The sequence below is a fragment of the Bacteroides muris (ex Fokt et al. 2023) genome (assembly GCF_024704895.1).
Taxonomy (GTDB): Bacteria; Bacteroidota; Bacteroidia; order Bacteroidales; family Bacteroidaceae; genus Bacteroides; species Bacteroides muris.
Genome location: NZ_JAMZEE010000020.1, coordinates 1 through 25,260, shown reverse-complemented (window position 1 = coordinate 25,260; position 25,260 = coordinate 1). Strand labels below are relative to the sequence as shown.

Annotated in this window: 25 protein-coding genes, 1 tRNA gene and 4 pseudogenes; 22 read left to right on the top strand and 8 right to left on the bottom strand. The window is 49.7% G+C overall.

The annotated features are described in order from the left end of the window. Nucleotides 1–5: 5 nt before the first annotated feature. Complete coding sequence (locus M1B78_RS09745; RefSeq protein ID WP_257940550.1) at nucleotides 6–728, bottom strand: LexA family transcriptional regulator; 723 nt, start codon at nucleotides 726–728, stop codon at nucleotides 6–8. A 228-nt stretch (nucleotides 729–956) separates the two neighbouring features. Between M1B78_RS09745 and M1B78_RS09740 the strand changes: the two genes are divergently transcribed. From M1B78_RS09740 to M1B78_RS09640, 21 genes and pseudogenes are all read left to right on the top strand, one after another. After that, nucleotides 957–1,439 (top strand): hypothetical protein, encoded by a 483-nt coding sequence (locus M1B78_RS09740; RefSeq protein WP_257940549.1) that lies wholly within the window; start codon nucleotides 957–959, stop codon nucleotides 1,437–1,439. 12 nt (nucleotides 1,440–1,451) lie between these two features. Then, nucleotides 1,452–2,343, top strand: a pseudogene (locus M1B78_RS09735) (DUF4373 domain-containing protein). A gap of 307 nt (nucleotides 2,344–2,650) precedes the next feature. Next, nucleotides 2,651–3,145 (top strand): HU family DNA-binding protein, encoded by a 495-nt coding sequence (locus tag M1B78_RS09730; RefSeq protein WP_257940548.1) that lies wholly within the window; start codon nucleotides 2,651–2,653, stop codon nucleotides 3,143–3,145. 227 nt (nucleotides 3,146–3,372) lie between these two features. Continuing rightward, entirely contained in the window at nucleotides 3,373–3,813 is a 441-nt protein-coding gene (locus M1B78_RS09725) for an N-acetylmuramoyl-L-alanine amidase (RefSeq protein ID WP_257940547.1), read from the top strand. Nucleotides 3,814–3,839: 26 nt separating this feature from the next. Continuing rightward, entirely contained in the window at nucleotides 3,840–3,944 is a 105-nt protein-coding gene (locus tag M1B78_RS09720) for a smalltalk protein (protein ID WP_181978975.1), read from the top strand. Between the two features lie 100 nt (nucleotides 3,945–4,044). Then, complete coding sequence (locus tag M1B78_RS09715) at nucleotides 4,045–4,365, top strand: hypothetical protein (RefSeq protein ID WP_257940546.1); 321 nt, start codon at nucleotides 4,045–4,047, stop codon at nucleotides 4,363–4,365. A gap of 31 nt (nucleotides 4,366–4,396) precedes the next feature. Next, a complete protein-coding gene (locus M1B78_RS09710) occupies nucleotides 4,397–7,333 on the top strand; it encodes an RHS repeat protein (RefSeq protein WP_257940545.1) in 2,937 nt (978 codons plus the stop codon). A gap of 14 nt (nucleotides 7,334–7,347) precedes the next feature. After that, on the top strand, nucleotides 7,348–8,016 hold the full coding sequence (locus tag M1B78_RS09705) for a DUF6443 domain-containing protein (protein ID WP_257940544.1): 669 nt from the start codon (nucleotides 7,348–7,350) through the stop codon (nucleotides 8,014–8,016). After that, on the top strand, nucleotides 7,994–9,379 hold the full coding sequence (locus tag M1B78_RS09700; protein ID WP_257940543.1) for a hypothetical protein: 1,386 nt from the start codon (nucleotides 7,994–7,996) through the stop codon (nucleotides 9,377–9,379). Before M1B78_RS09705 ends, M1B78_RS09700 begins: the two co-directional genes overlap by 23 nt. Then, nucleotides 9,376–9,717: an RHS repeat-associated core domain-containing protein gene (locus M1B78_RS09695; protein WP_257940542.1), complete on the top strand. Its 342-nt coding sequence runs from the start codon at nucleotides 9,376–9,378 to the stop codon at nucleotides 9,715–9,717. The genes M1B78_RS09700 and M1B78_RS09695 overlap by 4 nt, the downstream gene beginning before the upstream one ends. Nucleotides 9,718–10,016: 299 nt before the next feature. After that, nucleotides 10,017–10,604 carry a TIGR00730 family Rossman fold protein gene (locus tag M1B78_RS09690; RefSeq protein ID WP_136009218.1) on the top strand — a complete coding sequence of 196 codons (588 nt, stop codon included), beginning with the start codon at nucleotides 10,017–10,019 and terminating at the stop codon, nucleotides 10,602–10,604. Beyond that, a complete protein-coding gene (locus tag M1B78_RS09685; RefSeq protein ID WP_016272241.1) occupies nucleotides 10,601–11,332 on the top strand; it encodes a DUF4271 domain-containing protein in 732 nt (243 codons plus the stop codon). Before M1B78_RS09690 ends, M1B78_RS09685 begins: the two co-directional genes overlap by 4 nt. Nucleotides 11,333–11,336: 4 nt before the next feature. Beyond that, the gene (locus tag M1B78_RS09680; RefSeq protein WP_016272242.1) at nucleotides 11,337–12,089 is read left to right on the top strand and encodes a uroporphyrinogen-III synthase; all 753 of its coding nucleotides are present in this window, start codon (nucleotides 11,337–11,339) and stop codon (nucleotides 12,087–12,089) included. 173 nt (nucleotides 12,090–12,262) lie between these two features. Continuing rightward, nucleotides 12,263–12,679, top strand: coding sequence for a ribonuclease P protein component (gene rnpA / locus M1B78_RS09675; RefSeq protein WP_016272243.1), 417 nt, complete (start codon nucleotides 12,263–12,265; stop codon nucleotides 12,677–12,679). Further along, nucleotides 12,676–12,897, top strand: a complete 222-nt coding sequence (gene yidD / locus M1B78_RS09670) for a membrane protein insertion efficiency factor YidD (RefSeq protein WP_016272244.1) — start codon at nucleotides 12,676–12,678, stop codon at nucleotides 12,895–12,897. The genes rnpA and yidD overlap by 4 nt, the downstream gene beginning before the upstream one ends. Next, nucleotides 12,894–13,559 carry a TatD family hydrolase gene (locus tag M1B78_RS09665; RefSeq protein ID WP_257930306.1) on the top strand — a complete coding sequence of 222 codons (666 nt, stop codon included), beginning with the start codon at nucleotides 12,894–12,896 and terminating at the stop codon, nucleotides 13,557–13,559. Before yidD ends, M1B78_RS09665 begins: the two co-directional genes overlap by 4 nt. A 107-nt stretch (nucleotides 13,560–13,666) precedes the next feature. After that, on the top strand, nucleotides 13,667–14,959 hold the full coding sequence (gene tyrS / locus M1B78_RS09660; RefSeq protein ID WP_016272246.1) for a tyrosine--tRNA ligase: 1,293 nt from the start codon (nucleotides 13,667–13,669) through the stop codon (nucleotides 14,957–14,959). 124 nt (nucleotides 14,960–15,083) lie between these two features. Next, nucleotides 15,084–15,154: transfer RNA gene (locus tag M1B78_RS09655), tRNA-Gln, on the top strand. A gap of 286 nt (nucleotides 15,155–15,440) precedes the next feature. Continuing rightward, on the top strand, nucleotides 15,441–15,593 hold the full coding sequence (locus M1B78_RS09650) for a 5-keto-4-deoxyuronate isomerase (RefSeq protein WP_035457530.1): 153 nt from the start codon (nucleotides 15,441–15,443) through the stop codon (nucleotides 15,591–15,593). Between the two features lie 38 nt (nucleotides 15,594–15,631). Continuing rightward, nucleotides 15,632–16,435: a gluconate 5-dehydrogenase gene (locus tag M1B78_RS09645; RefSeq protein WP_016272247.1), complete on the top strand. Its 804-nt coding sequence runs from the start codon at nucleotides 15,632–15,634 to the stop codon at nucleotides 16,433–16,435. 166 nt (nucleotides 16,436–16,601) lie between these two features. Further along, complete coding sequence (locus tag M1B78_RS09640) at nucleotides 16,602–17,834, top strand: DUF4861 domain-containing protein (RefSeq protein WP_257940541.1); 1,233 nt, start codon at nucleotides 16,602–16,604, stop codon at nucleotides 17,832–17,834. A gap of 178 nt (nucleotides 17,835–18,012) precedes the next feature. On the opposite strand, the gene M1B78_RS09635 is transcribed toward M1B78_RS09640, so the two are convergent. The 6 genes and pseudogenes from M1B78_RS09635 to M1B78_RS09620 all read right to left on the bottom strand — a co-directional run bounded on the left by M1B78_RS09635 (nucleotide 18,013) and on the right by M1B78_RS09620 (nucleotide 24,142). After that, on the bottom strand, nucleotides 18,013–18,669 hold the full coding sequence (locus M1B78_RS09635) for a polysaccharide deacetylase family protein (RefSeq protein ID WP_176468189.1): 657 nt from the start codon (nucleotides 18,667–18,669) through the stop codon (nucleotides 18,013–18,015). 110 nt (nucleotides 18,670–18,779) lie between these two features. After that, nucleotides 18,780–20,117 (bottom strand): annotated as a pseudogene (locus M1B78_RS18880) (hypothetical protein); the annotation flags it as partial. Nucleotides 20,118–20,218: 101 nt separating this feature from the next. Beyond that, a pseudogene (locus M1B78_RS18875) lies at nucleotides 20,219–22,172 on the bottom strand (glycosyltransferase family 117 protein); the annotation flags it as partial. Nucleotides 22,173–22,760: 588 nt separating this feature from the next. Further along, nucleotides 22,761–22,892: pseudogene (locus tag M1B78_RS18765) on the bottom strand (IS982 family transposase); the annotation flags it as partial. 27 nt (nucleotides 22,893–22,919) lie between these two features. Beyond that, nucleotides 22,920–23,564 (bottom strand): DUF1349 domain-containing protein, encoded by a 645-nt coding sequence (locus M1B78_RS09625; RefSeq protein WP_257930310.1) that lies wholly within the window; start codon nucleotides 23,562–23,564, stop codon nucleotides 22,920–22,922. Between the two features lie 20 nt (nucleotides 23,565–23,584). Then, entirely contained in the window at nucleotides 23,585–24,142 is a 558-nt protein-coding gene (locus M1B78_RS09620) for a sugar O-acetyltransferase (RefSeq protein ID WP_136009160.1), read from the bottom strand. Nucleotides 24,143–24,232: 90 nt separating this feature from the next. Here M1B78_RS09620 and M1B78_RS09615 point away from each other — a divergent pair, with 90 nt between their 5' ends. Then, entirely contained in the window at nucleotides 24,233–24,988 is a 756-nt protein-coding gene (locus M1B78_RS09615) for a response regulator transcription factor (protein WP_257940539.1), read from the top strand. A gap of 77 nt (nucleotides 24,989–25,065) precedes the next feature. Here the strand turns inward: M1B78_RS09615 and M1B78_RS09610 are convergent. After that, nucleotides 25,066–25,260 (bottom strand): hypothetical protein (locus M1B78_RS09610; RefSeq protein ID WP_257940538.1); only part of this gene is annotated, 195 nt, incomplete at its 5' end.

Sequence of the window (25,260 nt, the reverse complement as noted above, 5' to 3'; positions counted from 1 at the left end):
TCCTTCTACATCATCATATTCTTCCTGATGGAGAACTTCACGATGGCCATTGCATTGACAGTTGCCAGTGGCAGGTCCATGGGGTCGTGATGGTTGTTGTAGCTCACCAGCCGGATGCAGTCCGGCCGTTCGGAGTGGTTGACGTACTTCACCGCCAGGTATTCGTCGTCTCCGCGCCGGAAGGAGACGAGGTACATCTCGCCGTAGATGACGTCGGAGAAGTCGCGTATGGACTTGAAGCCCACGATGTCGCCCGACTTGAGGATAGGGTACATCGAGTCGCCCGATACGTAGACGGCACCGTCGCACCGGGGCACGTTGGGTATCACGATTTTGCCCAGCGCATACTGCGGGCGGTCCTCGAGCAGCGTCTTCAGGTTGGCGGCGGCGGAGATGTCGTAGAGCGTCACGCTGCGGTCGTCCACGGGGTCGGCCGTTTTCGGGTTGTGAAGTATCTCCACTTCGCCCCGGGCCAGGTCGCTGTCACAGAATTTTGAACGATGCACGGGCGAGCCCTTCCCCGTCAGCAGCCAGTTGTAGTCCACGTCGCCCAGACGGCCCAGCAGCAGGGGGAAGTCGATGCTGTTGCGGGCGTTCCAGTTGCTCAGCGTGGAGCGCGATATGCCCAGAAAGGCGGCAAGCTCGCTGTCCGTCTTGAATTCTTTCGCCAGCTTGGCGCGTTTTACGATGTCTGCCGTGCAGAACATCGGGTCTTGGTTGTTTGCCATATTCTTCAGTTTTTATATGCAATTCAGGTTTCGTAAGTAAATGGATTCATTCACAAAACCTGGCATGTAAATTATTGAAAATTCGTTATTCTCTCATTCATACCGTTTTACGTCTTATTTAAGAATTTATTCCCCGACTTTTTTGTTTTATGAACGAAAACAACATTATCTTTGCCGGGACAAAAGTAGCCATTTGTTTTATAAACGCAAATTTAAAAGAGAAGAATTATGAAAAACATCCGAAAACAAGAAGAAGCACCCCTGCTTGTCGCGACAGACACCAGTGTCCAACGCAACAGACACCAGTGCGTGAGCCGACAGACGCCAGTGTCTGACGCGACAGACGCCTGTGCCTGTCAGTCCCCGTCGGCAACTACCCGCAGATGCCAGTGCTGCCTTCGCGAGCTGCCCCTCAGCGCCTTCTACAGCAGAACCGACCGCCGCACTCCCGACAGCTACTGCAAGGAATGCCGCAAGGAGGCCAACCGCCTGCGGCGCAAGGGCAAGGCATGCCTGCCCGAAGAGACGGACACGCCGCCCCGCTATCCGGTGATAACGCGCATCGAAGACCCCGAAGTGCGCATGGTCCTCATCCTGCATGCCCTGCACGCAGTGCGCGAAAGCGCCGCGCGGAAATGCAGGAGGCAGCGCGAGAACGAGTTCCTGCACGAAGAGCTTAGGAATCCCACGTCCTTAACCCCTAATCCTTAATCCCTCATCGCCATGTCCAGAATCAAAAGACGGGGACTCGACTACTTCCCCATGAACACAGACTTCATCCACGACCGCCTGGTGCGCCGCATCCTGAAGCGCGAAGGCGACGCCGCGCTGGCCGTGCTGCTGCAGGCCCTTTGCAGCATCTACGCCGGCGAGGGCTATTACGTGCCGGCAGACAGCCTCTTCTACGACGACCTGGCGGACAGCCTCTACCAGCAGGAGCCGGCCGACGTGGAGCGCATCATCCGCCTTGCCGTGGAGTACGGGCTCTTCGACGCCGCGCTCTTCAACGAGCACCACATACTGACCTCGGCCGACATCCAGCGGCAGTTCCTCTTCATCACCAAGCGCCGCAACTCGTCCCTGATAGACGCCCGCTACAACCTCCTGCAACAAGAAGAGAAAGAGGATGCGGCCGGTGCCGCGGGCGGGCATGAAACGTCCGGCGGCATAAACGGAAATGCAGCATCCGGTGGCATAAATGCAACGGAAAAGGGCGGAACTGTAACATTTCAGGCCGAAAACAGCGAAAAACCGTCCCAAAGTACACAAAGCATAGCAAAGAAAAGCAAACTCCCTCCTCGATAGTTCCCCCGGAAACGGGGGCACTGAGGGCGCGGACCGGATGTCCGCGGAGGAGGTACATCTGCCGAAGGAGGAGGAGTATCTACGGAAAATAGAGGCCCTGCAACCGCCCCCGGACGGGCTGAAGCGCAATATGGACGGACTGCTGTTCAACCTTCGCCAGTTCGGCATCCCCCCGCAGGAACAGTACGCCATCGTGCTCAGGAGCAACTTCGGGGTCATCGGCCATCCGATGTGGAAAGGATTCTGCGCGTTGCGCGAGAGCCATGGCAAGATACGCCAGCCGGGCCGCTACCTGCTGAGCCTTTGCTGATCCACGGCTTTTTCATTCAGAGGAGTTATCGGGAGTTGGAAGGAGTTATCGCCCTCCGGGCTTAGGAGTTAGAAGCCGGTAGTCCAGCTGATTGGCTATACTATCGGCCTTCACCCCCCGATAACTCCCCACTATGAATAATGCAGGTGTGAAAGCAGACAAGCGTCCGGAAAAAAAAGTTTTCGTTTTGTGGAACGCTTTGCCTCAAAAAGCCCCGTCGGAGAAAAAAACAGTCGTATCTTTGCAATGTGGTTAAGCTTAAGACACAAAGAACACGAAATTATTCACATCAAAAACATTTGGAATTATGCCAGTACTTTACAAAACTATTCAATCCACGAAAGAGAACAAGGACGGAATCAAGCTCTTTCATCCCCGCGTGGTACACATGGCCACAATCGGCACCACACAGTTGGCCAAGGAGATTGCCGAATACTCCTCGCTCTCCACGGGCGACGTGAAGAACACGATAGACAACATGGTGACCGTGATGACGAAGCACCTCCACTCCTCGGAGTCGGTGACGGTAGACGGCCTGGGCACTTTCGGCATCATCATGCGTTCCAAGGGCAAGGGTGCCGTCACGAGCGACGAAGTGAAGGCCGCACAGGCCCTGCTGCTGGTGCGCTTCACCCCTTCCTTCACCAAGAACCAGGACCGCACCGTGGCTACCCGTGCCCTCATCACCGGCGTGAAATGCGTGCCCTACAGCAAAGACGCGGCCGCATCGGACGGCGGTTCGGGCGGCAACGAGGGTGGCGGCGGCAATGACGGCGACCAAGGTGAAAACCCGCTGGGATAATCCCGGACACCGCTATCTACCGATGGTGCTGACCGAACGGTCCGTTCTCCACGTGCACACACCCTGTTGTACACAAAATTAAACCGGACAGAACTGAACTAAACAAGACAAAACTAGACTAATCCACAGCAAGGAGCCGCCGCTTCCCCGGCCGGCAGGAGTGAAAGGGACGGCTCCCTTCGCTGTCGGAATCACCAACCGCTAACTATTCATTACTTAACTTATTTATGCGAAAAATAAACTACATCGTGGTGCACTGCAGCGCCACGCGGGAGGGCCGTATGCTCACTCCCGAGGCTCTGGAGGCAGAGCACCGCCGCCGCGGCTTCCGCACGACGGGCTACCACTACTATATCCGTCGCAACGGCACCACCGTCCTCACCCGTCCCCCGGAGCTTGTGGGGGCGCACGTGAAAGGCTATAACAAGCACTCCATCGGCATCTGCTACGAAGGCGGACTGGATGCCCTGGGAAATCCGAAGGATACCCGTACGCCGGAGCAGCGTTCGGCCCTGCACCTGCTGGTGTACCAGCTGCTGCAACAGTTCCGGAACGCCCGTGTATGCGGCCACCGCGACCTCAGCCCCGATTTGGACGGAGATGGGACGGTAGAGCCGTGGGAGTGGGTGAAGCAGTGTCCGTGCTTCGAGGTAAATAAAGAATTCTAAAACAATCATCTTTAAAACATGGAATTATGAAAATAAGCAAAGAAACCTGGAAAGATATCTTGAAAATTGTGGGCACCATCATTGCCACCATAGCCAGTGTGCTGGGCGTGCAGGCGATGCCGCCGCTGTAAAACCTTTAAATCAGACTTGCAGCAAGCCGGTGTATAGGCTTGCTGCAAGCTGGTTCTTTCTTGAACACAAACATTCTACCAATATAAAATAATAATAATCATGAAGAAGAATATACTATGGCTCGCCCTGCTGTTCTGTTCCTTGCAACTGCAAGCTCAAACAGAATCCATACAGCGTGTCAACATCAAATCTCCCGAAGTTGCCGCCTTTACCAAGGTGGGAGAAGTTCCGGTCAGCTTCTATACGGGTGTTCCACAAATTTCCATTCCCATCTACGAAGTGAAATGTGGCAAATTGAGACTTCCCATAACTCTGGACTATCAAGCCACTGCCATACAAGTGAATCAGGAATCTACCTGGGTCGGCTTGAACTGGCTGCTGAACGCAGGCGGAGTAGTGACAACACAGACCCAAACCTGAAGCGGGAACGCTGAAAAAGGACTGGGAGTTCTTGTACAATAGTCTGAATCTCCGTACAGTGAATACCGATGGCTTGGGACGCTTCTATAAAATGGACGGAAATCATGAAAGTGGTTGGCGCGGCAGTTATGGCTACAACCGTTTCAAATGCATTCCATATCCCAAGACAACCGACATATCCTTTGCACTTTATGCACAAATGCTGGATAACCATGAAGGCGAGGCACAATCCTATACAGCCGATTTCATGGGGCAGCATATAGAATTCATCTACCACCCGCTGCAGGAGAAGTTCATAGTAACGGGGAAGGGACCTATCGTAAAAATTGCGGGAGGAGCCACCGGCATATCCAAGATAACCGATGCCGACGGTATAGAATACACATTCGGAATCACAGAAACCAACTCTCCGGATTCTTATACCACGGCTCCTTATGCCAAGCGGAACGTTTCGTATTACCTGACCCAAATAAAACATCCTGACGGGAAAACCATCCGTCTCAGCTATAAGCAATATGGCTCTATCCGTATGTTGCCCGAATTGCAAGAGTACTGGCATCACGGTTTGACCAATACGGTTGATTATAAGGTTGAGAAACAACTCTCTGATTTAGTGAAGATAAACAACTACTATTTATATGAGATAACAACCGATGAAGAAACAGTGCGCTTTAATGCAGGGACTCGTACCGACCTGATGGGAGGACGTAAATCGGAAAGCATTGAAATTAGGAACAAGGCTGACCAACTGTTCAAGCGCTTCCGCTTTACGTACGATTATTTTGCAGGCAACGGTGTGGGCGGTAATCGGCTTCGCGAATATTACGAGAGCCGTAATCTTCTGACAAACTATAACTCGCTTTACTCGGATGCCGAGGTAAACAATCGCTTGCGCCTTGTTTCCTTGCAAGAAGAAACGATGGTAGGAAGTACGTTAAAGAAACTTCCGGCTCATCAGTTCACTTATCAAGGAGGGCTTCCCGGTAAAAGTTCCTCTGCACGCGACTATTGGGGACATTATAACGGGCAGTCCAACAAGACACTATTACCCCCTCTTTCTTTAGCGGGTGAAACAGGTTATAATAATTTCCCCTATAGCCTTCCCATGCAAACAGCCAATCGCCGATGCAATCCTTCGACCATTACAGCCGGCATGTTGTCCAAGATAGTTTATCCCACCGGCGGAGAGAGCAGTTTCAGTTACGAGCCTCATTCTTTCACGAACTATATTTACTTGAAACTGAATCAAACACTTTCCCAAAAGCCATTATCAGTCTATGCCATGACAAGCAACTGTAATTCGACTATCCCGGCGGTAAATACCGAACCCAAAGATTTCTCCGGCCGATACGCTCCGTACGGAAGGAGGAAAAATAAAAGATGTGGTGAAACGCGTCGAACGGATATTACCCCTTACCCCAGTTTTCCCGGAGATAAACGAGTAGAGATGTGGGTTAAAAGTACCAATTCCTTCATGTCCCAAGGCGGAGGAGTCCGGATTAAGGAGATTCGTCAGACGGACGGGAACGGGAATACAATCGTTTCCCAGTACGACTATACCCAGGAGAGCGGCATGTCTTCGGGCCTGATGATGTATCCTTTGCGATTTTCACGCAACAAGCTCCAGGTCTATCAGGCAGAAGCAGGCCCGGGACATAGTGAAGGCGGTAGTTCCATCGATCCCGTACCTCCTGCAGCAGTGCTGAAAAACTATTGGTCGGTCTGGTCGGAGAGTATGGCTTCCGTCAGGGGGACACTGGTGGGATACAGTCGGGTGACTCTGACACGCGGCAACGGCAAACAGGTTTATGAATTCTGGAACAAGAACGACAAGAATTCTTCGTTTGACTTCTATCCGCCTTTTGATGATCCCCGTAACGGCAATTTGTTGCGTGAAGCGGTCTATTCGTCGAACGGCAACTTGCAGCGCGAGACAGAAAACACCTACAGTGTGCTGAAAAAGGAACACCATTTTGTAAATGCCCTGGTAGAAGACATACATAGTGGTGCCGAAGGTTGCAGTGGTTCCGGAGTCAGCAACAAATATGCGCAATCGTGCGGTGGAGGCCGTGTGCTGTTCTGCATCTATCCTTCTTCCAGATTCTGGATTGAATGTACCAACCGTATAGCCAAAGAATACACCGATAAAGGCGTACTGACTACCGAATACCGATATACTTATAACCCATGGAACCTGCAGCCATCTGTCGTGCAGACAATTTATGATTCTTCCTTGAGCGAAACCGTGCATATGCTTTATCCGCAGAACTATGCAGGAAACGGTTATCCCCAAACTTTGGTGGACAATCACATACTGAATGTGCCGACCGAAACGGTTAAAGTGACCGACCGGGCAGGAACATCGACAGTGACGGCGGGGGAACTGTACCGATATAACGAGAAAGGGCTGCTGACTTCGCATTCCCGTCTCAAACTGTCTGCCCCGCTTGCCGTAGGCAGTTTCAAGTTCTCCAACAAGAGCATAGGGGTTATCGGTACCGATACGCTGACCAGGGGTATCTATTCTCCTTCGGCAGATTATAGCGCTGACGCTTCCTGCACCTATACTTCAGGCGGCAACTTATCCACAATAACGGAGAAGCAGACACTGACCACGGTCTATCTGTGGAGTTACAACAAGCAGCACGTTATTGCGGAAATAGCCAATACAACGTATGCCAAAGTCAAGGAAGCCCTGGGATATACGGATGCCCAGATGACTACACTCGAAAATTCGGCCGCCCCGGACGTGGCTTCCGTCCGTAGCAAGCTGGATACCTATTACAAGGGAACCGCCTCGCAAGTCACCACCTATACCTGGTCGCCGTTCGTGGGCATTACCTCCGTAACCGGTCCGAACGGGAATATCACCCGCTACAGTTATGATACCTTCGGCAGGCTGCAGAGTGTGACCGACCACGAAGGGAAGACCGTACAGGCCTATGAGTATAATTACAAGAACCAATAAACACCGATACAGCCATGAGAAAGAAAATATATTGCCTGATAGCTCTGCTGATACTTGCCGTCCATGCCACGGCACAAGTGTCGTCACAAAACTATGTCCGCACCACTACAATGCTGAATGCCGACGGAGGAAAGCGCTTGGATGAAACAGTCTATTACGACGGTCTGGGACGTCCGTTCCAGACTCTGCAGAAGGCATCGGAGAACAATGTCGTGAAAAGCCGTCTTGCCACCCTGCAGGAATATGACGCCTTGGGCCGTGAAGCCAACTCCTGGTTGCCGATAGCTCCTGCTGCCGACTATACTGCCCCTGCCTCCTTCAAAAGCAGCGCACCGGGAAACTACGGCAATGATGCCGCTCCCTACAGTCGCCCGGTCTATGAGAATTCTCCTCTGAACCGACCGACCGAATTATACGGTCCCGGTTCGGCATGGGCGAAACATCCGACCAAGGCAGCCTATACATCCAACACACTCGAATCACCGCTACACTGCATCTGGTATACGGTCAGCGGAAGCTCGTTGGCGGGCGGCACCAAATATCCAGCCGGAGAACTTGCCGTTGTCCGCACCCAGGATGAAGATGGCCATCTCACCTATACCTTTACGGACAAGCAGGGACGTACCCTGCTCGTTCGCCGGATGAACGGCAGTACTCCGTATGACACCTATATACGTGTATGACAATCTGGGGCGATTGCGCTATGTACTGCCGCCGGTCGTCGATGGCAATATCGCCGCAGCCAATCTGGCGCTGTATGCCTACCGCTACGAGTACGACAGTTTCGGCCGTTGCTCCAAGAAGTGGCTTCCGGGAGCCGGTAGCACGGACTATACAGAATACGTCTACGACCTTGCCGACCGCATCAGCTTTACGCAGGACGGCAGGCAGCGTGCTGCCGGAGGCAATAAATGGATGTTCTATCTGTACGACGCTTTGGGACGATTGACCCGGCAAGGGGAATGTACGGGAAAGAACGCCTCTTCAAGTCCGGTGGTACACGTACAGAACTTCTACGACAATTATGACTTTCTGTCGCAATCGGGATTCACCAACCGTACTTGGTTTCCTGCCGCCACAGTGCAGGATAAGTCCAACGCCCGGAATCATCAGACGGGCAGCATCCTCTCCCTGCTTGACGGCACGGGCAAGGTGTATGTTGCCAACTATTATGACGTCAAGGGGAGGGTGACACGTACCACCCGTTCGCAGCCGGACTTCTGCCTCAAGCAGGAGACTGCCTACACCTTCACGGGGAATCCTCAGACCGTAAACGAATGGCACTACAAGAACGGTACGCCTACCGTAAGCGGGAAATACACCTATACTTATGACTCGTGCGATCGCCCGGAAAGCGTGAAGTTTGACCTGAACCACAGCGGGACATCCATCACGCTGGCAGCCTACACGTATGACAAGTTCGGCAGGCTCCAGAGCCGGGAGTTCCATGGCGCAAGTGCAGACAAGCTGACCTACGCCTACAACCTCCGTGGCTGGCTGACGGGCATCAGCGGAACGAAGTTCACCCAGAATCTGTATTACGACACCGGCACCGGTGCTGTCAAGTACAACGGCAGCATCAGCAGCATGACTTGGAAAGCTGGAAATGAGAGCACTATCCGTGGCTATAAGTTCACCTACGACGGGCTGGACAGGCTGCTGAACGTCACCTACGGGGAAACGGCAGGCATCAGCACGAATGCCAACCGTTTCAGCGAGAATGTGACGGGCTATGACAAGAACGGCAACATCAAGGGATTGCAGCGTTACGGTCAGACCGATGCTTCCGGTTACGGACTGATTGACAACCTGACTTTCACCCTCGGTGGTAATCAGTTGACCCGTGTAGATGATGCTGTAGCCACATCTGCTTACAACAACGGTTTCGAGTTCAAGGACGGCGTGAAGCAGGCGAATGAATACAACTACGATTCCAACGGGAATTTAACTAAAGATTTAAACAAGGGAATTACCAATATATCGTATAATTGTTTAAATTTGCCAAGCGTGGTAACGTTCAGTGACGGCAGTACCATTACTACTTGAAAGACCATCAGGGTAATAACCGGGTAGTAATCAATCAGACCGGCACGGCAGAGGAAACAAACCATTACTATCCTTTCGGTGGAGTGTTCGCCAGTACCAACAATGTTCAGCCTTACAAGTACAACGGCAAGGAGCTTGACACGAAGAAAGGGCTGAATTGGTATGATTATGGGGCAAGACATTATGATGCGGCGCTGGGGAGGTTTACAACGGTTGACCCGCTGGCAGAGAAGTATTTCAATACCGGTCTTTATGCTTATTGCGGGAATAATCCTATTAATCGGATTGACCCTGATGGATTACTTTTGGCTCGAATATTGATATATAAGGTTCTCTGATTCAATAAAGTGAACGATTCCCTGCTTTCATCACTATATGTCAGCGGGGAATTTTACCTTTTATATAAGGCTACACCCTTTCCTTGACATGGTGTAGCCATTTATCCCAAAGGGTGTAGCTATCCGGGGCAAAGGGTGTAGCCCTGTTTAATGTGCCTTACCAGTGCCTGCGGCACACATAATCCGTTATTGATTCATGAAAAATCCCCCGACGTAAGTGGGAAGAAAGAAATTTGTTTCAAATCTCCCCGAAATCATGTACCTTTGTGGCGGTACCTAAAAAAGGAGGTAACAAGATGATGAACAAGATAAATTCCGTATGCGTATATTGTGCTTCGAGCACAAAGATAGATTCCGTTTATTTCGATGCAGCCCGTGAGTTGGGCACTCTGCTGGGGCAAAAACACATCCGTTTGATTAATGGTGCGGGAAACATGGGACTGATGTCTGCCGTGTCGGATGCGGTGCTTCAGGCAGGGGGCAAGGTGACGGGAGTCATCCCTCGTTTCATGGTGGAGCAGGGATGGCATCACACCGGACTTACCCGACTCGTGGAAGTGGAAAGCATGCACGAACGGAAAAAGACAATGGCCGACTTGAGCGATGCTGTCATTGCCCTGCCCGGTGGTTGCGGCACGCTGGAAGAACTGCTGGAAATCATTACTTGGAAGCAACTTGGATTGTATCTGAATCCGATTGTGATACTGAACGTCAAGAATTATTTTGCCCCTCTGCTCGATATGCTTCGGCAGGCAGTGGACGAAAACTTCATGCGTACGCAGCACGGTGCTATCTGGCATGTGGCGCAGACACCGCAGGAAGCTGTGGAGCTGATACATACCACTCCTTTGTGGGACGCCTCTATCCGTAAATTCGCTGCAATATGATAGGGCTGTTGATGGCTTGGGCAGTAGTGGGGACGGAGGGGATCCCCATTCCGTATTCTCCGAGAATGGACGATGGCATCACCGTGGTCCTTTTGTGCTGCTTCTTTCTGTCGGCCTATGTCTTGTCACGCAGCCGCAAGTTTCTGCTGCAACTGGTGAAGGACTTCCTGCTCCATCGCGAACGTACCAGCATATTTGCCACTTCCACAGCCGCCGACATGCGCTATCTGTTGTTGCTCATCTTGCAGACCTGTATCCTTGCGGGTGTCTGTATCTTCAGCTACTTCAATGATATACAGCCGGAACTGGTACACCATGTGCCGCCGGGACTTCTGCTGGGGATTTACATCGGTGTGTGTCTCCTCTATTTGTGCTTGAAGTGGATGCTCTACTCTTTTCTGGGTTGGATTTTTTTTGACGAAAGTGTTACGACGTTATGGCTCGAGTCCTATTCTACGCTACTTTATTATTTGGGATTCGCCCTTTTCCCGTTTGCTCTATTCATAGTCTATTTCGATTTGAGTTTGCAGTTGACAATAGTAATCGGATTGATTTTAGCCTTTTTTGCTAAAATATTGATGTTATACAAGTGGCTAAAGCTTTTTTGTAACAATTTATATGGCAGTTCACTTTTAATTTTGTACTTTTGTGCCCTCGAAATCATTCCTTGCTTTGTTTTGTATCAAGGTGTGATTCAGCTAAACGATTTTTTGATAATAAAATTTTAGGACGTTGAAAATTAAGAAAGTACTTGTGTCGCAGCCGAAACCGGCATCAGAGAAATCTCCTTACTACGACATTGCCGAGAAATATGGTGTGAAGATAGATTTTCGCCCATTTATCAAAGTGGAGAGCCTTTCAGCGAAAGAGTTCAGACAACAGAAAATTTCGGTTTTGGACCATACTGCCGTTATTTTTACTTCGCGTCATGCCATTGATCATTTCTTCCACTTATGTACGGAATTGCGTGTGACAATTCCCGAAACAATGAAGTATTTCTGCGTGACGGAGGCCGTTGCTTTGTATATCCAAAAGTATGTGCAGTATCGTAAGCGTAAGATTTTCTTCGGAAACACCGGGAAGATTGACGATTTGATACCTTCCATTGTTAAGCATAAGGCTGAAAAGTACTTGGTGCCAATGTCGGATGTACACAATGATGACGTGAAGAATCTGCTGGATAAGAATAAGATTCAGCATACGGAAGCTGTCATGTATAGAACCGTCAGCAATGATTTTGCTCCAGATGAGGCATTTGATTATGACATGCTGGTGTTCTTCAGTCCGGCAGGTATCAGTGCCTTGAAGAAGAATTTCCCTGATTTTGACCAGAAGGAGATTAAAATTGGTACATTCGGCTCTACCACCGCCCAGGCAGTCCGTGATGCCGGACTTCGTCTTGACTTGGAAGCCCCCAGCGTGCAAGCTCCCTCAATGACGGCGGCGCTTGACATGTTTATCAAGGAGAATAATAAAGGAAAGTAAAAAAAGAGTTATGAGTTATAAGTTATGAGTGATTTGCTTATGGCTTGTAGTAGTAACGGTGGATTTATAAAATTGAGCTACAAGTGGTTGTGCTTTTATGTCGCCAGGTACTTGTAGCTCCTTTTTTGTATCACCCTTATAACTCATAACTTATAACTCATAACTTATAGCTCATGCCAAATACCTTGCGCAAGTCCGAACGGTTGGACAAGAAGAAAGTAATAGAGAAGATGTTTGCGGGCGGTTCGCGCTCGTTTTCGGTCTTCCCTTTGCGTGTGGTTTATCTGCCGGTGGAGGAACTGGAAGTGTCTGCCTCCATTCTTATCAGTGTTTCGAAGCGTCGTTTCAAGCGGGCGGTGAAGCGCAACCGCGTGAAACGCCAGATACGTGAAGCCTACCGCATGAACAAACAAGGACTGCTGGCAGTATTGGCGGAAAAGAAATGCCGTCTGGCCGTCGCTTTCATCTATCTTTCAGACCAGTTGGTGGATTCTTCCGTTATCGAAGACCGTATGAAGACTGCTTTGGCACGCATTGCCGAGAAGGTGGCAGCGAATGCTGAAGCCACGCAAACTCCCCAGATACCATGAAGCGTCTGCTTTCATATCTGTTGCTACTTCCCATTTATTTCTATCAGAAGTGCATATCACCCATGATAGGGCCTTCATGCCGTTTCACCCCCACTTGTTCGCAATATGCGGTGGAGGCCATCAAGAAACACGGACCTTTCAAGGGGGGGAAGCTGGCAATAAGGCGTATTCTGCGCTGCCATCCTTGGGGAGGTTCCGGATATGATCCCGTTCCATGAATATTCCAGTAGACATACATACGCATCGGCTCCCGCAAGTGCGCGGAGCGGCCATTGTGAATTGCTATCCCGAAGCGTTCTCTCCACAGAGCGGCGGATGGTATTCGGTGGGAATACATCCCTGGCATATAGGCCGGAGTGGAGGTGACCATTCAGTAGCAGAGAATGTTGTGGCTAGTAGAGTATGCGGCCTGGAGAGGGTAGTACTCCATCCCCAAGTACTTGCCGTGGGCGAAGCTGGGCTGGACAAGCTGGCAGATGCTCCGATGGATTTGCAGGTAGAAGTGTTCAGGCGTCAGGCATGCTTGGCGGAGGAAGTAGGAAAGCCGCTGGTGATTCATCTGGTCAAGGCGGTCGATGAACTGCTGAAGGTGAAGCGGGACTTGCGCCCGTCGAATCCGTGGATAATACATGGTTTCCGCGGCAAGGCAGCGCTGGCGGAGGAGTATCTGAAACATGGCTTTTACCTTTCATTCGGGGAGAAGTACCAGAAAGCGGCCTTGTGCCGTATACCTGCCGACCGGCTGTTCATCGAAACAGATGAAAGCGAAGTTGCCATCGGGGAATTGTATGCACGCGCCGCCAGGGTGCGCGGCATCTCTCCCGAAGAGCTTGGAGAAACGCTTCGGAGAAATGTCTGCAAAGTCTTTTTTAAACCCTAAGAGTTGTTTCTTCAAATAAAGAGTCGTATTTTTGCGCAGATTAAGATAGGAATCAAACAATTCATAGATAATCACTTAAATAATTAATCAGATAACTTAATCATTCGATGAATTTTGTAGAAGAATTAAGATGGCGTGGCATGCTCCACGATATGATGCCGGGTACGGAAGAACTTCTGGCTAAGGAACAAGTGACTGCATACATTGGTTTCGACCCTACTGCGGACTCTTTGCACATTGGGCACCTTTGCAGTGTGATGATTCTGCGTCACTTTCAGCGTTGCGGACACAAGCCGTTGGCGCTGATAGGCGGTGCTACGGGTATGATTGGTGACCCTTCCGGAAAGTCTGCCGAACGCAATCTGCTTACGGAAGAGACGTTGCAGCGCAACCTGGCCGGCATGAAGGCGCAACTTTCCAAGTTTCTGGATTTTGATTCGGATGCCCCCAACCGTGCCGAGTTGGTGAACAACTACGATTGGATGAAAAACTTCACTTTCCTCGATTTTGCCCGTGAAGTGGGTAAGCACATCACCGTGAACTATATGATGGCGAAAGATTCTGTAAAGAAGCGTCTGAACGGTGAGGCACGTGACGGCCTTTCCTTCACGGAATTCACCTACCAGCTGCTGCAGGGATACGATTTCCTTCATCTGTATGAAACCAAAGGTTGTAAGCTCCAGATGGGTGGCAGCGACCAGTGGGGTAACATCACCACCGGTGCCGAGCTGATTCGCCGTACGAACGGCGGGGAGGTGTTTGCACTGACCAGCCCGCTGATTACGAAGGCTGACGGTGGCAAGTTCGGTAAGACAGAGTCCGGAAACATCTGGCTCGACCCGCGCTACACCTCTCCGTATAAGTTCTACCAGTTCTGGCTGAACGTGAGCGACGAGGATGCCAAACGCTATATCAAGATATTCACCGCACTGTCTAAGGAAGAGATTGACGCTCTGACGGCCGAGCACGAGGCTGCTCCCCACTTGCGCGTCCTTCAGAAGTGTTTGGCGAGGGAAGTCACTATCATGGTTCACTCCGAAGAGGACTACAATGCCGCTGTGGATGCATCCAACATCTTGTTTGGCAATGCAACTTCCGACGCGCTGAAGAAGTTGGACGAAGATACGTTGCTGGCTGTGTTCGAGGGGGTTCCCCAGTTTGAAATATCCCGTGATGCACTGGCAGCCGGTGTAAAGGCGGTGGATTTATTCGTGGATAATGCTGCTGTATTCGCTTCCAAGGGTGAGATGCGCAAGCTGGTGCAAGGCGGCGGCGTTTCTCTGAATAAGGAGAAACTGACTGCTTTCGACCAGGTGATTACGACAGCCGACCTGCTTGACGAAAAATACCTGCTGGTACAGCGCGGAAAGAAGAATTATTATCTGATTATCGCCAAATAACGGTATCTTAAAGAGAAGTAATTAAGGAAATAATGCTTCGGAAGTAAAAATAGCCCCGAAATATTTGGATATTTCGGGGCTTCCTTTTATCTTTGCACCGCTTTTTAACAGAAAGCCTCATGTTTGGACTATGGTGTAATGGTAGCACAACAGGTTTTGGTTCTGTTTGTCCAGGTTCGAATCCTGGTAGTCCAACTACGATACAGCCAATTGCAGCTAAAAACCCACTAAAATCGTAAGTTTTAGTGGGTTTTTTTGTTACTTCTAAATAGGCATCGAAAAAAACAGACGCGATTTCGGTGCCAAATATAGGTGACACGACAACCCCATTTTTCCTTTTCACGAATCTTTGAACGATATTGCTATATAATTGATACAAATTTATACGGTTTCTCCGTTTTCTTTTGCTACATTTGCATCGTGTACGCAAACGAGGCATCTTTGATGACTGAAGTTATAACCTATTAGATGTAGTGCAATCATGAAAACGAGCTATGAAAATCGCTATGCTGAGCATCCGGATGATGTAAAAAGCTACGATACGAAAAACATCCGTTGCGATTTCCTTATAGAGAAGGCATTCTCCCAAGATAAAGTTTCCATTGAGTATAAACTACTTGCAAATCGTACATAAATAGAATATCACTTATTTAAACTTAATAATTTTACATTATGAATCCGTATTTGAATTTTTCTTTGGAAGGTAAAGTAGCCCTTGTCACAGGTGCTTCTTACGGTATCGGTTTTGCTATCGCTTCAGCTTTTGCAGAGCAGGGAGCAACTATCTGTTTCAACGACATTAACCAGGAGTTGGTAGACAAAGGCTTGGCCGCCTATACTGAAAAGGGCATCAAGGCACGCGGTTATGTATGTGATGTGACAGACGAACCTGCTGTTCAGGCTATGGTAGCCCAGATTGAAAAGGAAGTAGGTTCCGTTGATATCCTCGTGAACAATGCCGGTATCATTCGCCGTGTTCCTATGCACGAGATGGAGGCTGCTGACTTCCGCCGTGTAATCGATATCGACCTCAATGCTCCGTTCATCGTATCAAAGGCTGTTCTGCCTGCCATGATGAAGAAGGGCCACGGTAAAATCATCAACATATGCTCCATGATGTCCGAACTGGGCCGTGAGACTGTGTCGGCCTATGCTGCTGCCAAGGGTGGTTTGAAGATGCTGACCCGTAACATCTGCTCTGAATATGGTGAATACAACATCCAATGTAATGGTATCGGCCCGGGTTACATTGCTACTCCGCAGACTGCTCCGCTGCGCGAAAAGCAAGCTGACGGAAGCCGTCACCCGTTCGACTCGTTCATTTGCGCCAAGACTCCGGCAGGCCGCTGGTTAGACCCGGAAGAACTTACCGGTCCGGCAGTGTTCCTAGCATCCGAAGCTTCTAATGCAGTCAACGGTCATGTACTCTATGTAGACGGAGGTATTCTGGCTTACATCGGAAAGCAACCGAAATAAATCTGAAGGATAGTTGAGAAGGTGATAAAGTGGCGGGGTAATGTCACTTGTCACCTTTTTCTTTTAGGTGCGGATTACGCGGAAAAGATAAGTAAAATCCGTATGATCAGCGAAATCTGTGCCTGAAGGAAAGTTATATAACTGATTAGGAAAAAGCAATGATTATATGAAAAACTTTCTTTTATTATGTATGGCGGCCTTGTCTTGCCTTGCTTGCAACGACAGCAAGACAGTGACCGTTACGGTAACCAATCCGCTGTCGATGGATCGTTCCGATGAGATGGTAGAGGTGTCCATGGCCGAGATTTCGAACCGTCTGAATCTGGCAGACACCGCACAGATTGTGGTTCTGAATGTCGAGGGGGAACAAGTTCCCTACCAAGTGACCTATGATGACAAGCTAATCTTCCCCGCCACGGTAGCCGCCAATGCATCGGCTGCATATACCATTCAGGCCGGTACTCCCGTCGATGTGGAGGTAAGGGCTTGCGGGCGTCAATTTCCCGAACGTCTGGACGACATGGCCTGGGAGAACGACTTGGTGGGTTTCCGTGCCTACGGTCCTGCGTTGCAGGCAAGGGGTGAACGTGGCTTCGGCTACGACTTGTTCACGAAGCGGGGCACTGCTGCACCGGTATTGGAAGACATGTATGCCAAAGAGCTGGATGCAGACTCCTGGAAGCAGGTAAACGAATTGCGCAAGACAGACCCGAAGGCGGCCGGTGAACTGGTACGCACATTCTCCTATCATATAGACCACGGTTATGGCATGGACTGCTATGCAGTAGGCCCCACACTGGGAGCCGGGGTATCTGCACTGATGGTGAATGATACCATTATCTATCCGTGGTGCTATAAGACGCAGGAAGTGCTGGACAACGGCCCCTTGCGTTTTACGGTGAAGCTGGAGTTCAATCCGCTGGCTGTGAAAGGGGATACTACGGTGGTGGAAACACGTCTGATTACGCTGGATGCCGGTTCTCATCTGAACCGCACTGCCATTTCGTATAGCTGTCTAAAGGAATCCTTGCCCATTGTTACCGGCATTGTGCTGCACGAACCGGACGGCGCTGTGGTGGCTGATGCAGCAGGTGGCTATATGACGTATGTAGATCCCACTACCGGATCGGATAATGGCAAGATATTCATGGGGGCCGCTTTTCCTGCCGTTGTAAAGGAAGCCAAGACTGTGCTGTTCTCTGCAGAGGAGAAGAAGATGCGTAACAATGCAGACGGTCATGTACTGGCTGTCAGCGACTATGAGCCGGATGCCGACTATGTGTATTACTGGGGCTTTGCCTGGGACCGTGCGGACATCAAGACTGCTGAAGCCTGGAACAGCTATATGGCAGCATTTGCACAGAAGGTGCGCAATCCGCTGACAATTGAAGTCAAATAATCCTTTGGTTGTCATTCAAGGGAGTTAAAAGCCAGAGGCCGATAGTATCGCTCTACATTGATAGAACTGTCGGCTTCTAGCTCCTGAGCCAGAAGGGCGATAACTCTCCATTTAACTCCCTCTAACTCCTTCTTCTAGCTTTCTTGAATAAAAGAGCCGTGTCATTCCCGGCCGGATTTTACAGCACTTTGAATTCGTACCCTTCTTCTTTCAGAAAGTCAATGGCACGCGGAAGTGCGTACTGCAGGTTTCCGTTGCGCCAGGATTTCAAAGAATCGTGAAAGGTGATGATGGAGCCGTTGCGGGCGTAGCGCATCACGTTGGCAAGCACTTGCGGGCCGCGCAGCTTTTTGCTGTAGTCGCGTGTCACGAGGTCCCACATCACAATCTTGTAGGTGCGTTTCAGCGTGAGGTATTGGTTGGCGAACATGTGGCCGTGGGGAGGACGGAACAAGAGAGGGTAGAGTACCTTCTCCACATTGCAATTGATGTCTCCGCCCATTTCCATGAAGATTTTCGCCTGCTCGGTGTTTCCCAGATAATTTTTGGCTGTGTATTCAAAACCACGGATATGGTTGAAGGTGTGGTTACCGATGCGGTGTCCGCGTTCAACAACCATCCGGAATTCGTCCGGATGCTTCCGTATGTTGTCGCCTACCATGAAGAAGGTGGCCTTGATATTGTGCTTGTCCAGCAGAGCGAGCACCCAAGGAGTTACTTCGGGTATGGGGCCGTCGTCGAAAGTCAGATAGACGGCTTTTTCATTGGGGTCCATCCTCCAGACTGCACCGGGGTATAGTTTACGAAAAAACTCAGGAGGTTGTTCTATAAACATAATTAAAGCCTCTCCCCCAACCCCTCCCTACACAGGGGAGGGGAGGTTTGAGGATGGTTTGTTAGTGAATACATTATAATTAAGACTTCTCTTATTATGGTTGAATGCTCCTATTTCATTCTGTCCGCATACATATTATACAGTTCTTCCACTTTCGGCTCGTAGGTTTCGGTGAGCTTGGAGTTGTACTTCTTCATAGCCTTTACTTCGGCATCGAGTACAGCCCAGTGGTATTCAAATTCACGTGTAGAAATCATGAAGCGGTTGTTGTCCAGGCTCAGATACCAGGTCAGGTATTCTATGGCCTTGTCGGCAAGGGCTTTCATCATCTCGTCCGCCTTGTCGGTTTGGCCTAGCTGGTAGTAGGCTTCTGCCATCTGTACGGCACCGTTCTGCCAGTCGTAAGACACATTGTAGGCGGGAATCATCTTTTCGGCATAGTCCAGGGCAGCTTTAGCCTTGTCTTTCTTGCCTTCGCGCATCAGCTGCTGCACAAGCTGCGAGAAGATGCGGCGGTGAGAGTGGCACATGCGCATGGCGTTCTCGTCGATGTAGATGCCCGGCTTGTCGATGCCGCCGAACTTGAATTTGTTCATCAGGTTGTCGTACATCTTTTCGGAGTCTATCGTCACGCCCGTCTTGCCGGTGTCGAACGGAGTGAAACGATAGGCAAGTCCTTCCTGAACGAAGTGGTTCTCCATGTTCAGCTGGTTCTCCCTGCCTACGCTGACGGCGATGTAGATGGGGCGTTCCCAGTTGGCCTCGCTCAGCATCTCGAGCATCATCAGCTCGCTCTTGTAGAGGGCGCGCTTGCCTTTCAGCGAGATGTGCATGTAGTCGGGGATTGAGTCGCCCGGTATCATCATGCCGCTGCGGCGCACGGCTTCCTTGTCCACCTTGATAACGATGCTGTCGGTAGGAATCACCTTCAGGTCCTTGTCCTTGGGGGCGCGTATCCAGTGCTTCAGGATGTTCTTCAGCTCGTAAGGGTTGTCTCCGAATTCCTTCTTCACGTTTACCAGCGCTTCTTGATTACCGTCCAGTGCCTGCTTCTCGGCTTCGGCATAGAGCTGGTCGATGCTTTTCTTGTATTCCGGCTGGATGGGGATGTATTCGTTGGTGCCTTCCACGTACTCCATACGGTCCCACGTGATGGGGAGGGAAGGACTGTCGTAGGCAGGACGCTTCATCTGGTCGATGTACCAGTCGGTCTGCAGGTACGAGAGGTTGCAGGTACGGGCGTCGGTGCGGAAACCTTCGGTCTCTTGGTTGTACCAGAGGGGGAAGGTATCGTTGTCGCCGTTGGTATAGATAATCGGGTTTCCGCTTTCTTGCAGTGACATCAGGTAGTTCTGCCCGAAGTCGCGTGCCATGTATCGGTCGCTACGGTCGTGGTCATCCCAAGTCTGGCTTGCCATCTGTATGGGGACAAGGAGGCAAACGAATGAGATGACGAGGGCACACGTTGACGAGGGCACAAACGCATTGGCATCACTTGCCTCACCTGCCTCCTTGTAGTCTTGTTTCCTCATCCGCTTGTCCGCTGTTTGTATAAGTCCTGCCACACCCATGCCAATCCAGATGGCAAAGGCGTAGAACGAGCCGGCGTAGGCGTAGTCGCGTTCGCGCGGCTGGCTCGGGGTCTGGTTCAGGTAGAGCACGATGGCGATACCGGTCATGAAGAATAGGAAGAAGACCACCCAGAATTGTTGGATGCCTTTCTGTCCGCGGTAGGCTTGCCACAGCAGGCCGATGATGCCCAGCAGCAACGGCAGGCAGTAGAAGACGTTGTGCCCCTTGTTGTCGCGCAACTCGGCGGGCAGCAGGCTCTGGTCGCCCACCAGCCAGTTGTCGATAAAGGAGATGCCCGTAATCCAGTTGCCGTGTTCTATTTCCCCGCTGCCTTGTATGTCGTTCTGGCGTCCGGCGAAGTTCCACATGAAGTAGCGCCAGTACATCCAGTTGAGCTGGTAGGAGAAGAAGAACTTGATGTTTTCCCACTGTGTGGGCATGTTCACCATTATCATGTTGCCGCATTTGTCGTAGGGCACGTCGTAGCCCTTGATGTCCTGCCAAGCTTGGTATTGCTGCGTGTGAGCGCTGCTGTACATACGGGGGAACAGCATGTTCTGGGCGTATTCGTACTCAATGCGTCCGGGGATTTCGATGTACGAATCCTTTTCCTCGGGCGTAGCTTTCTCCTTGCGGATGAACTTCGTGCCGTTGTACTTGATACGCGGTTCGCAGTAGCCGTCTTTCACGTCGAGCGCCACTTGCGAGGTGAAGGCAGGGCCGTAGAACAGCGGACGTGTGCCATACTGCTCGCGTCCCAGGTATTCGCCCAGTGTGAAGATGTCCTCCGGAGAATTCTGGTCCATCGGCGTGTTGGCGGTGGAGCGGATAACGATAAGTGCATACGAGGAATATCCGATGACAATCATCATGGTGCAGAGCAGCGAGGTGTTCAGCGTGCGTGCCGATACACGGAGTTTCTCCTTGACGGCTGCCTGCGTCTTCGGACGGAGGTAGAGCCACAATGCGGCAATGACAATGACACCGATAACTACCGAGCTGGTGCCGTGTCCGTAGAACGGGATACCCAGCATGGCGATGGTGAGTATGAACGAGAGTGCCATACGTGCCTTGTTGCGTTCGGTGTAGCTTTCGTAGATACCCCAGATGAGGCAGGCTGCCAACAGGATGATATATACGATGACACCCGTGTTGAAGGACATGCCCAGCGTGTTGACGAAGAGCAGTTCGAACCAGCCCCCCACTTTCACGATACCCGGCACGATGCCGTAGAGTACGGCTGCTACCAGTATGCCCGAAGCGAGCAATGCCAGCAGGGAGCCTCGGGCATTGGCATTGGGTACTTTCTTGTAGTAATATACCAGTACGATGGCGGGCAGGCAGAGCAGGTTCAGCAAGTGCACGCCGATGGAAAGTCCCGTCAGGTAGGCGATAAGAATCAGCCAGCGGTCACTGTGAGGCTCGTTGGCAACGTCCTCCCATTTCAGTATGAGCCAGAATACGACGGCAGTGAACAGTGAGGAGAAGGCATACACCTCGCCTTCCACAGCGCTGAACCAGAAGGTATCGCTGAACGTGTAGGCAAGTGCGCCCACCAGACCGCTACCCATGATGGTAACCATCTGGCCGCGTGTGATATTGTTTTCGTCTGTCACCACAAGTTTGCGTACCAGGTGCGTGATGCTCCAGAAAAGGAACAGGATACATGCGCCGCTCATCAGCGCGCTCATGTAGTTCACCATCTTGGCAACGGTGGAGGCATCGGAAGCAAATTGTGAGAATAGGTTGGCTACCAGCATGAAGAACGGTGCGCCGGGCGGGTGTCCTACTTCCAGCTTATAGCCGGTGGTGATGAACTCCGGGCAGTCCCAAAAGCTTGCAGTAGGTTCGATGGTCATGCAGTAGACCGTCGCTGCAATGAGGAAGGTAATCCAGCCTACAAGGTTGTTTACGGTTTTGTACTGTTTCATTCAGATGAAATTCTTTATTTTATAATCTTCTTATTTCCAGTTGCTTAATGCTTATTGACAGACACCGGTGTCTGTCGTGTCAGAGTCCAGTGTTTGTCACGTCAGACACTGGTGTTTGTCGCGCTGAAGTCCAGTGTCTGTCGCGACAGGCCATATTGCCTGCTTCGGCATTACGCGGATGCATGGCACACAACGCGACAAAGATAATAAATTCAATTCTAAATGAGTGACAGCAAGGTGGATTATTAGGATAGGTTAAGGGAATGATGATTCTATAAGAGAGAATATCCGGCCGATAATGGAGGGGATGCAAAAAGGAAGTGTCCACTTGCTTGCCCTGAATGGACTTTTCGTTTATAACCGAAAACAGTATCTTCCTTTGCAGCCTTTTTAGATTATGGACGAAAGAAAGCCTTACTGTGCTTCTTTGAAAACTGTAATTATTGAAAATAACTCTCTTTTGAAATCGATAGAAGGCAAATGTAATGATAAAGCTTATTTCTGATTGTACAGTATTGACCTCCATCTGTATTCCTGTAAATGTTGAATCAATAGGTGGCACAGCATCTAAAGGAATTCGATATACAATTAGAAAATGCAAAATTGCCCGTCATTGATAAGATTTGCATCAATGACGGGTTTCTTTTCAAAAAAGCAGTATGCTGCAATAGCCGACAATGAATTGGCTATGAAGTTACTGAAGGAACGGTGTCCGGAGTGGACAGCAATGCTTGTTGTTTTTGATATTTAGTTTTTCTTTAGCCATTCAACCCTGCGCAAATCTGGCAAATGCTTAATTGAGAGATTCTCAAATTTGGCTTTGAAACCGTTACCGTCAGGGCAAGCTCCCATTATCCCTACCATGACGGGATGATTGTCTTGCAGCCAAGCGTTGCGCATCATCGTGTATTCCTTATCATCAAAAGAATAGAAAATCTCTACGGCATCCAGTCGGCGTACCGCCTTAATCCATACAAACGGGACGGGCTTATCCAAAGATATAATGCTCCAGTCACTTGTATGATGAGTTACAACGGTACTAAGATTATATTTCCCGTCCACGAACTCAATACCGGCCTTGATATAGTTCTCGTGGTCGATGCGCAACATCAGTCCCGACTGGTCGAAACGGGTCTTGTAATCGCCGGATATTTTTACCTTCACTTCAAATTCCCCGCCGCGCAATGTGTACAGAAACGGGGCATCATCCACTGTAAATCCATAGTGGGATATACGCCAATAATCAGTCTGGGGAGTAACATGCATCGAAAGCGAATTGTTCTCAATTTTCCATTGTTCAGGTTCATTGAACCATTGCATCTTTTCCAATGATTGCGCCATGCAGGTAAATGAAGCAGCAATCATCATTCCACTCAATAGTAACTTTTTCATTTCTCAATATATTGTTAATGTTATAATTTTCGAATAACACGGCAAGGATTCCCGACTGCCAATGTTCCTGCCGGAATATCTTTATTTACCACACTTCCCGCACCGATGACACAGTTGTCGCCTATCATAACTCCCGGTAAGACGCAAACGTGCGCTCCTATCCATACATTATTGCCTATGCTAATCGGCCGTGCATATTCAAGTCCGCGATTTCTTTGCTCCACATCAAAAGGATGTCCGGCAGTATAAAACCCACAACCCGGAGCAATGAACACATTATCACCGAACTTAACTTTTGCTTCGTCCAAGATAACACAGTTCACATTGGCATAAAAATTTTCGCCAATCTCTATATTATAACCATAATCACAGAAGAACGGCTGTTCTATCAGGAAACTATGCCCCGATTTTCCGAATAGACTGACAATAATATCTTCCCTGCGTTTCGTTTCCGATGGCAGTAGATGATTATATTCATGGCACAATGCCTTGCATGCCTGCCTTTCGGCTATCAATTCCGCATCATTATTGGCATCGTACAGTTTTCCTTGCCGGCACTTTTCCTTCTCACTTATCATAAACAACCATTTAGTTTTTTTACCTTTGCAAAGGTAGGGTATTGTTATATACTGCACAATGATTATAAATAACCATTTTTATTTCTGGCTATGGACACAATCGATATATTGAGCAAGGAGTTTTTCACACAGGATTTTGCGGAAGAACAACCATACTCCGAGTTGCTGGACAAGTATAAGGATATAGCGCGCAACTATGCACGGATGGAGAGTGCGGTAGCCGTATTGAGTGATATGCGTACCAATATGAGTTACATTTATTATGGTAGTTTTTCCCGAATGCTGGAAATAGATAAATGCGGAGACGAGGGCAAGGTGTCTTCCATTTGGGAAAAAGAAATCTTCAAGCTCATTCATCCTGACGATTTGGCAGGGAAGCACTTACAAGAATTGTGTTTTTTCCATTTTGTCAAACACCAGCCCAAGAGCAAACGCACTGATTATTATCTGATAAGCAAACTTCGTATGAAGCACGGCAAAAATAATTATATATCAGTATTGCATCGGATGTTCTATGTTTCTGCCCCTTCTAACGACACGCTGTGGCTGGCTTTATGCCTTTATAGCCCTTTACTGTTTGATATTCCAGCCAAATGCCTGATAATCAATTCAGCCAACGGTCAAATGACAGAAATTGGCAAACAGGACAGCACAAGGATTCTGTCCGTCAGAGAAAAGCAGGTATTGAGTCTCATAGGCAAAGGGCTGACAAGTAAGAAAATAGCCGAAACTCTTTCTATCAGCATAAATACAGTTAGTCGGCACAGACAGGAAATTTTAGGCAAACTTCAAGTGAAAAACTCTATTGAGGCGTGCCGGGTAGCAAAAGACTTAAAACTAATTTGAGCATCAAACAAAAAATAATATGTTTACCGTGGCTTGAGCAATGAGCCGGAAGTTCCCTCTCTGTCTCTCTTATTGTTTCAGCAGCTGTTTTGCCATCGCTTAGTCAACGTATTGGCATATATGGGCGCAAATATAATGATTTCGCTTCTAAATAGGTGACAATAAGCAGCATTATTAGGATAGGTTAAGGGATTTGAGGTTGTGTCAAAATGCTGGCACAACCTTTTTTTATGCGCAAAGCCCGGACTTTCCCAAGCCCAGGCTTTGTTATT

Bases quoted from the DNA above. Each gene is read 5' to 3' on its own strand.
- M1B78_RS09615 (WP_257940539.1), top strand. From the start codon at position 24,233: ATGGACACAATCGATATATTGAGCAAGGAGTTTTTCACACAGGATTTT.
- tyrS (WP_016272246.1), top strand. From the start codon at position 13,667: ATGAATTTTGTAGAAGAATTAAGATGGCGTGGCATGCTCCACGATATG.
- M1B78_RS09640 (WP_257940541.1), top strand. From the start codon at position 16,602: ATGAAAAACTTTCTTTTATTATGTATGGCGGCCTTGTCTTGCCTTGCT.
- M1B78_RS09705 (WP_257940544.1), top strand. From the start codon at position 7,348: ATGAGAAAGAAAATATATTGCCTGATAGCTCTGCTGATACTTGCCGTC.
- M1B78_RS09650 (WP_035457530.1), top strand. From the start codon at position 15,441: ATGAAAACGAGCTATGAAAATCGCTATGCTGAGCATCCGGATGATGTA.
- M1B78_RS09645 (WP_016272247.1), top strand. From the start codon at position 15,632: ATGAATCCGTATTTGAATTTTTCTTTGGAAGGTAAAGTAGCCCTTGTC.
- M1B78_RS09700 (WP_257940543.1), top strand. From the start codon at position 7,994: ATGACACCTATATACGTGTATGACAATCTGGGGCGATTGCGCTATGTA.
- M1B78_RS09685 (WP_016272241.1), top strand. From the start codon at position 10,601: ATGATAGGGCTGTTGATGGCTTGGGCAGTAGTGGGGACGGAGGGGATC.
- M1B78_RS09720 (WP_181978975.1), top strand. From the start codon at position 3,840: ATGAAAATAAGCAAAGAAACCTGGAAAGATATCTTGAAAATTGTGGGC.
- M1B78_RS09635 (WP_176468189.1), bottom strand. From the start codon at position 18,669: ATGTTTATAGAACAACCTCCTGAGTTTTTTCGTAAACTATACCCCGGT.
- M1B78_RS09690 (WP_136009218.1), top strand. From the start codon at position 10,017: ATGAACAAGATAAATTCCGTATGCGTATATTGTGCTTCGAGCACAAAG.
- M1B78_RS09620 (WP_136009160.1), bottom strand. From the start codon at position 24,142: ATGATAAGTGAGAAGGAAAAGTGCCGGCAAGGAAAACTGTACGATGCC.
- M1B78_RS09740 (WP_257940549.1), top strand. From the start codon at position 957: ATGAAAAACATCCGAAAACAAGAAGAAGCACCCCTGCTTGTCGCGACA.
- M1B78_RS09715 (WP_257940546.1), top strand. From the start codon at position 4,045: ATGAAGAAGAATATACTATGGCTCGCCCTGCTGTTCTGTTCCTTGCAA.
- M1B78_RS09730 (WP_257940548.1), top strand. From the start codon at position 2,651: ATGCCAGTACTTTACAAAACTATTCAATCCACGAAAGAGAACAAGGAC.
- M1B78_RS09725 (WP_257940547.1), top strand. From the start codon at position 3,373: ATGCGAAAAATAAACTACATCGTGGTGCACTGCAGCGCCACGCGGGAG.
- rnpA (WP_016272243.1), top strand. From the start codon at position 12,263: ATGCCAAATACCTTGCGCAAGTCCGAACGGTTGGACAAGAAGAAAGTA.
- M1B78_RS09665 (WP_257930306.1), top strand. From the start codon at position 12,894: ATGAATATTCCAGTAGACATACATACGCATCGGCTCCCGCAAGTGCGC.
- yidD (WP_016272244.1), top strand. From the start codon at position 12,676: ATGAAGCGTCTGCTTTCATATCTGTTGCTACTTCCCATTTATTTCTAT.
- M1B78_RS09625 (WP_257930310.1), bottom strand. From the start codon at position 23,564: ATGAAAAAGTTACTATTGAGTGGAATGATGATTGCTGCTTCATTTACC.
- M1B78_RS09745 (WP_257940550.1), bottom strand. From the start codon at position 728: ATGGCAAACAACCAAGACCCGATGTTCTGCACGGCAGACATCGTAAAA.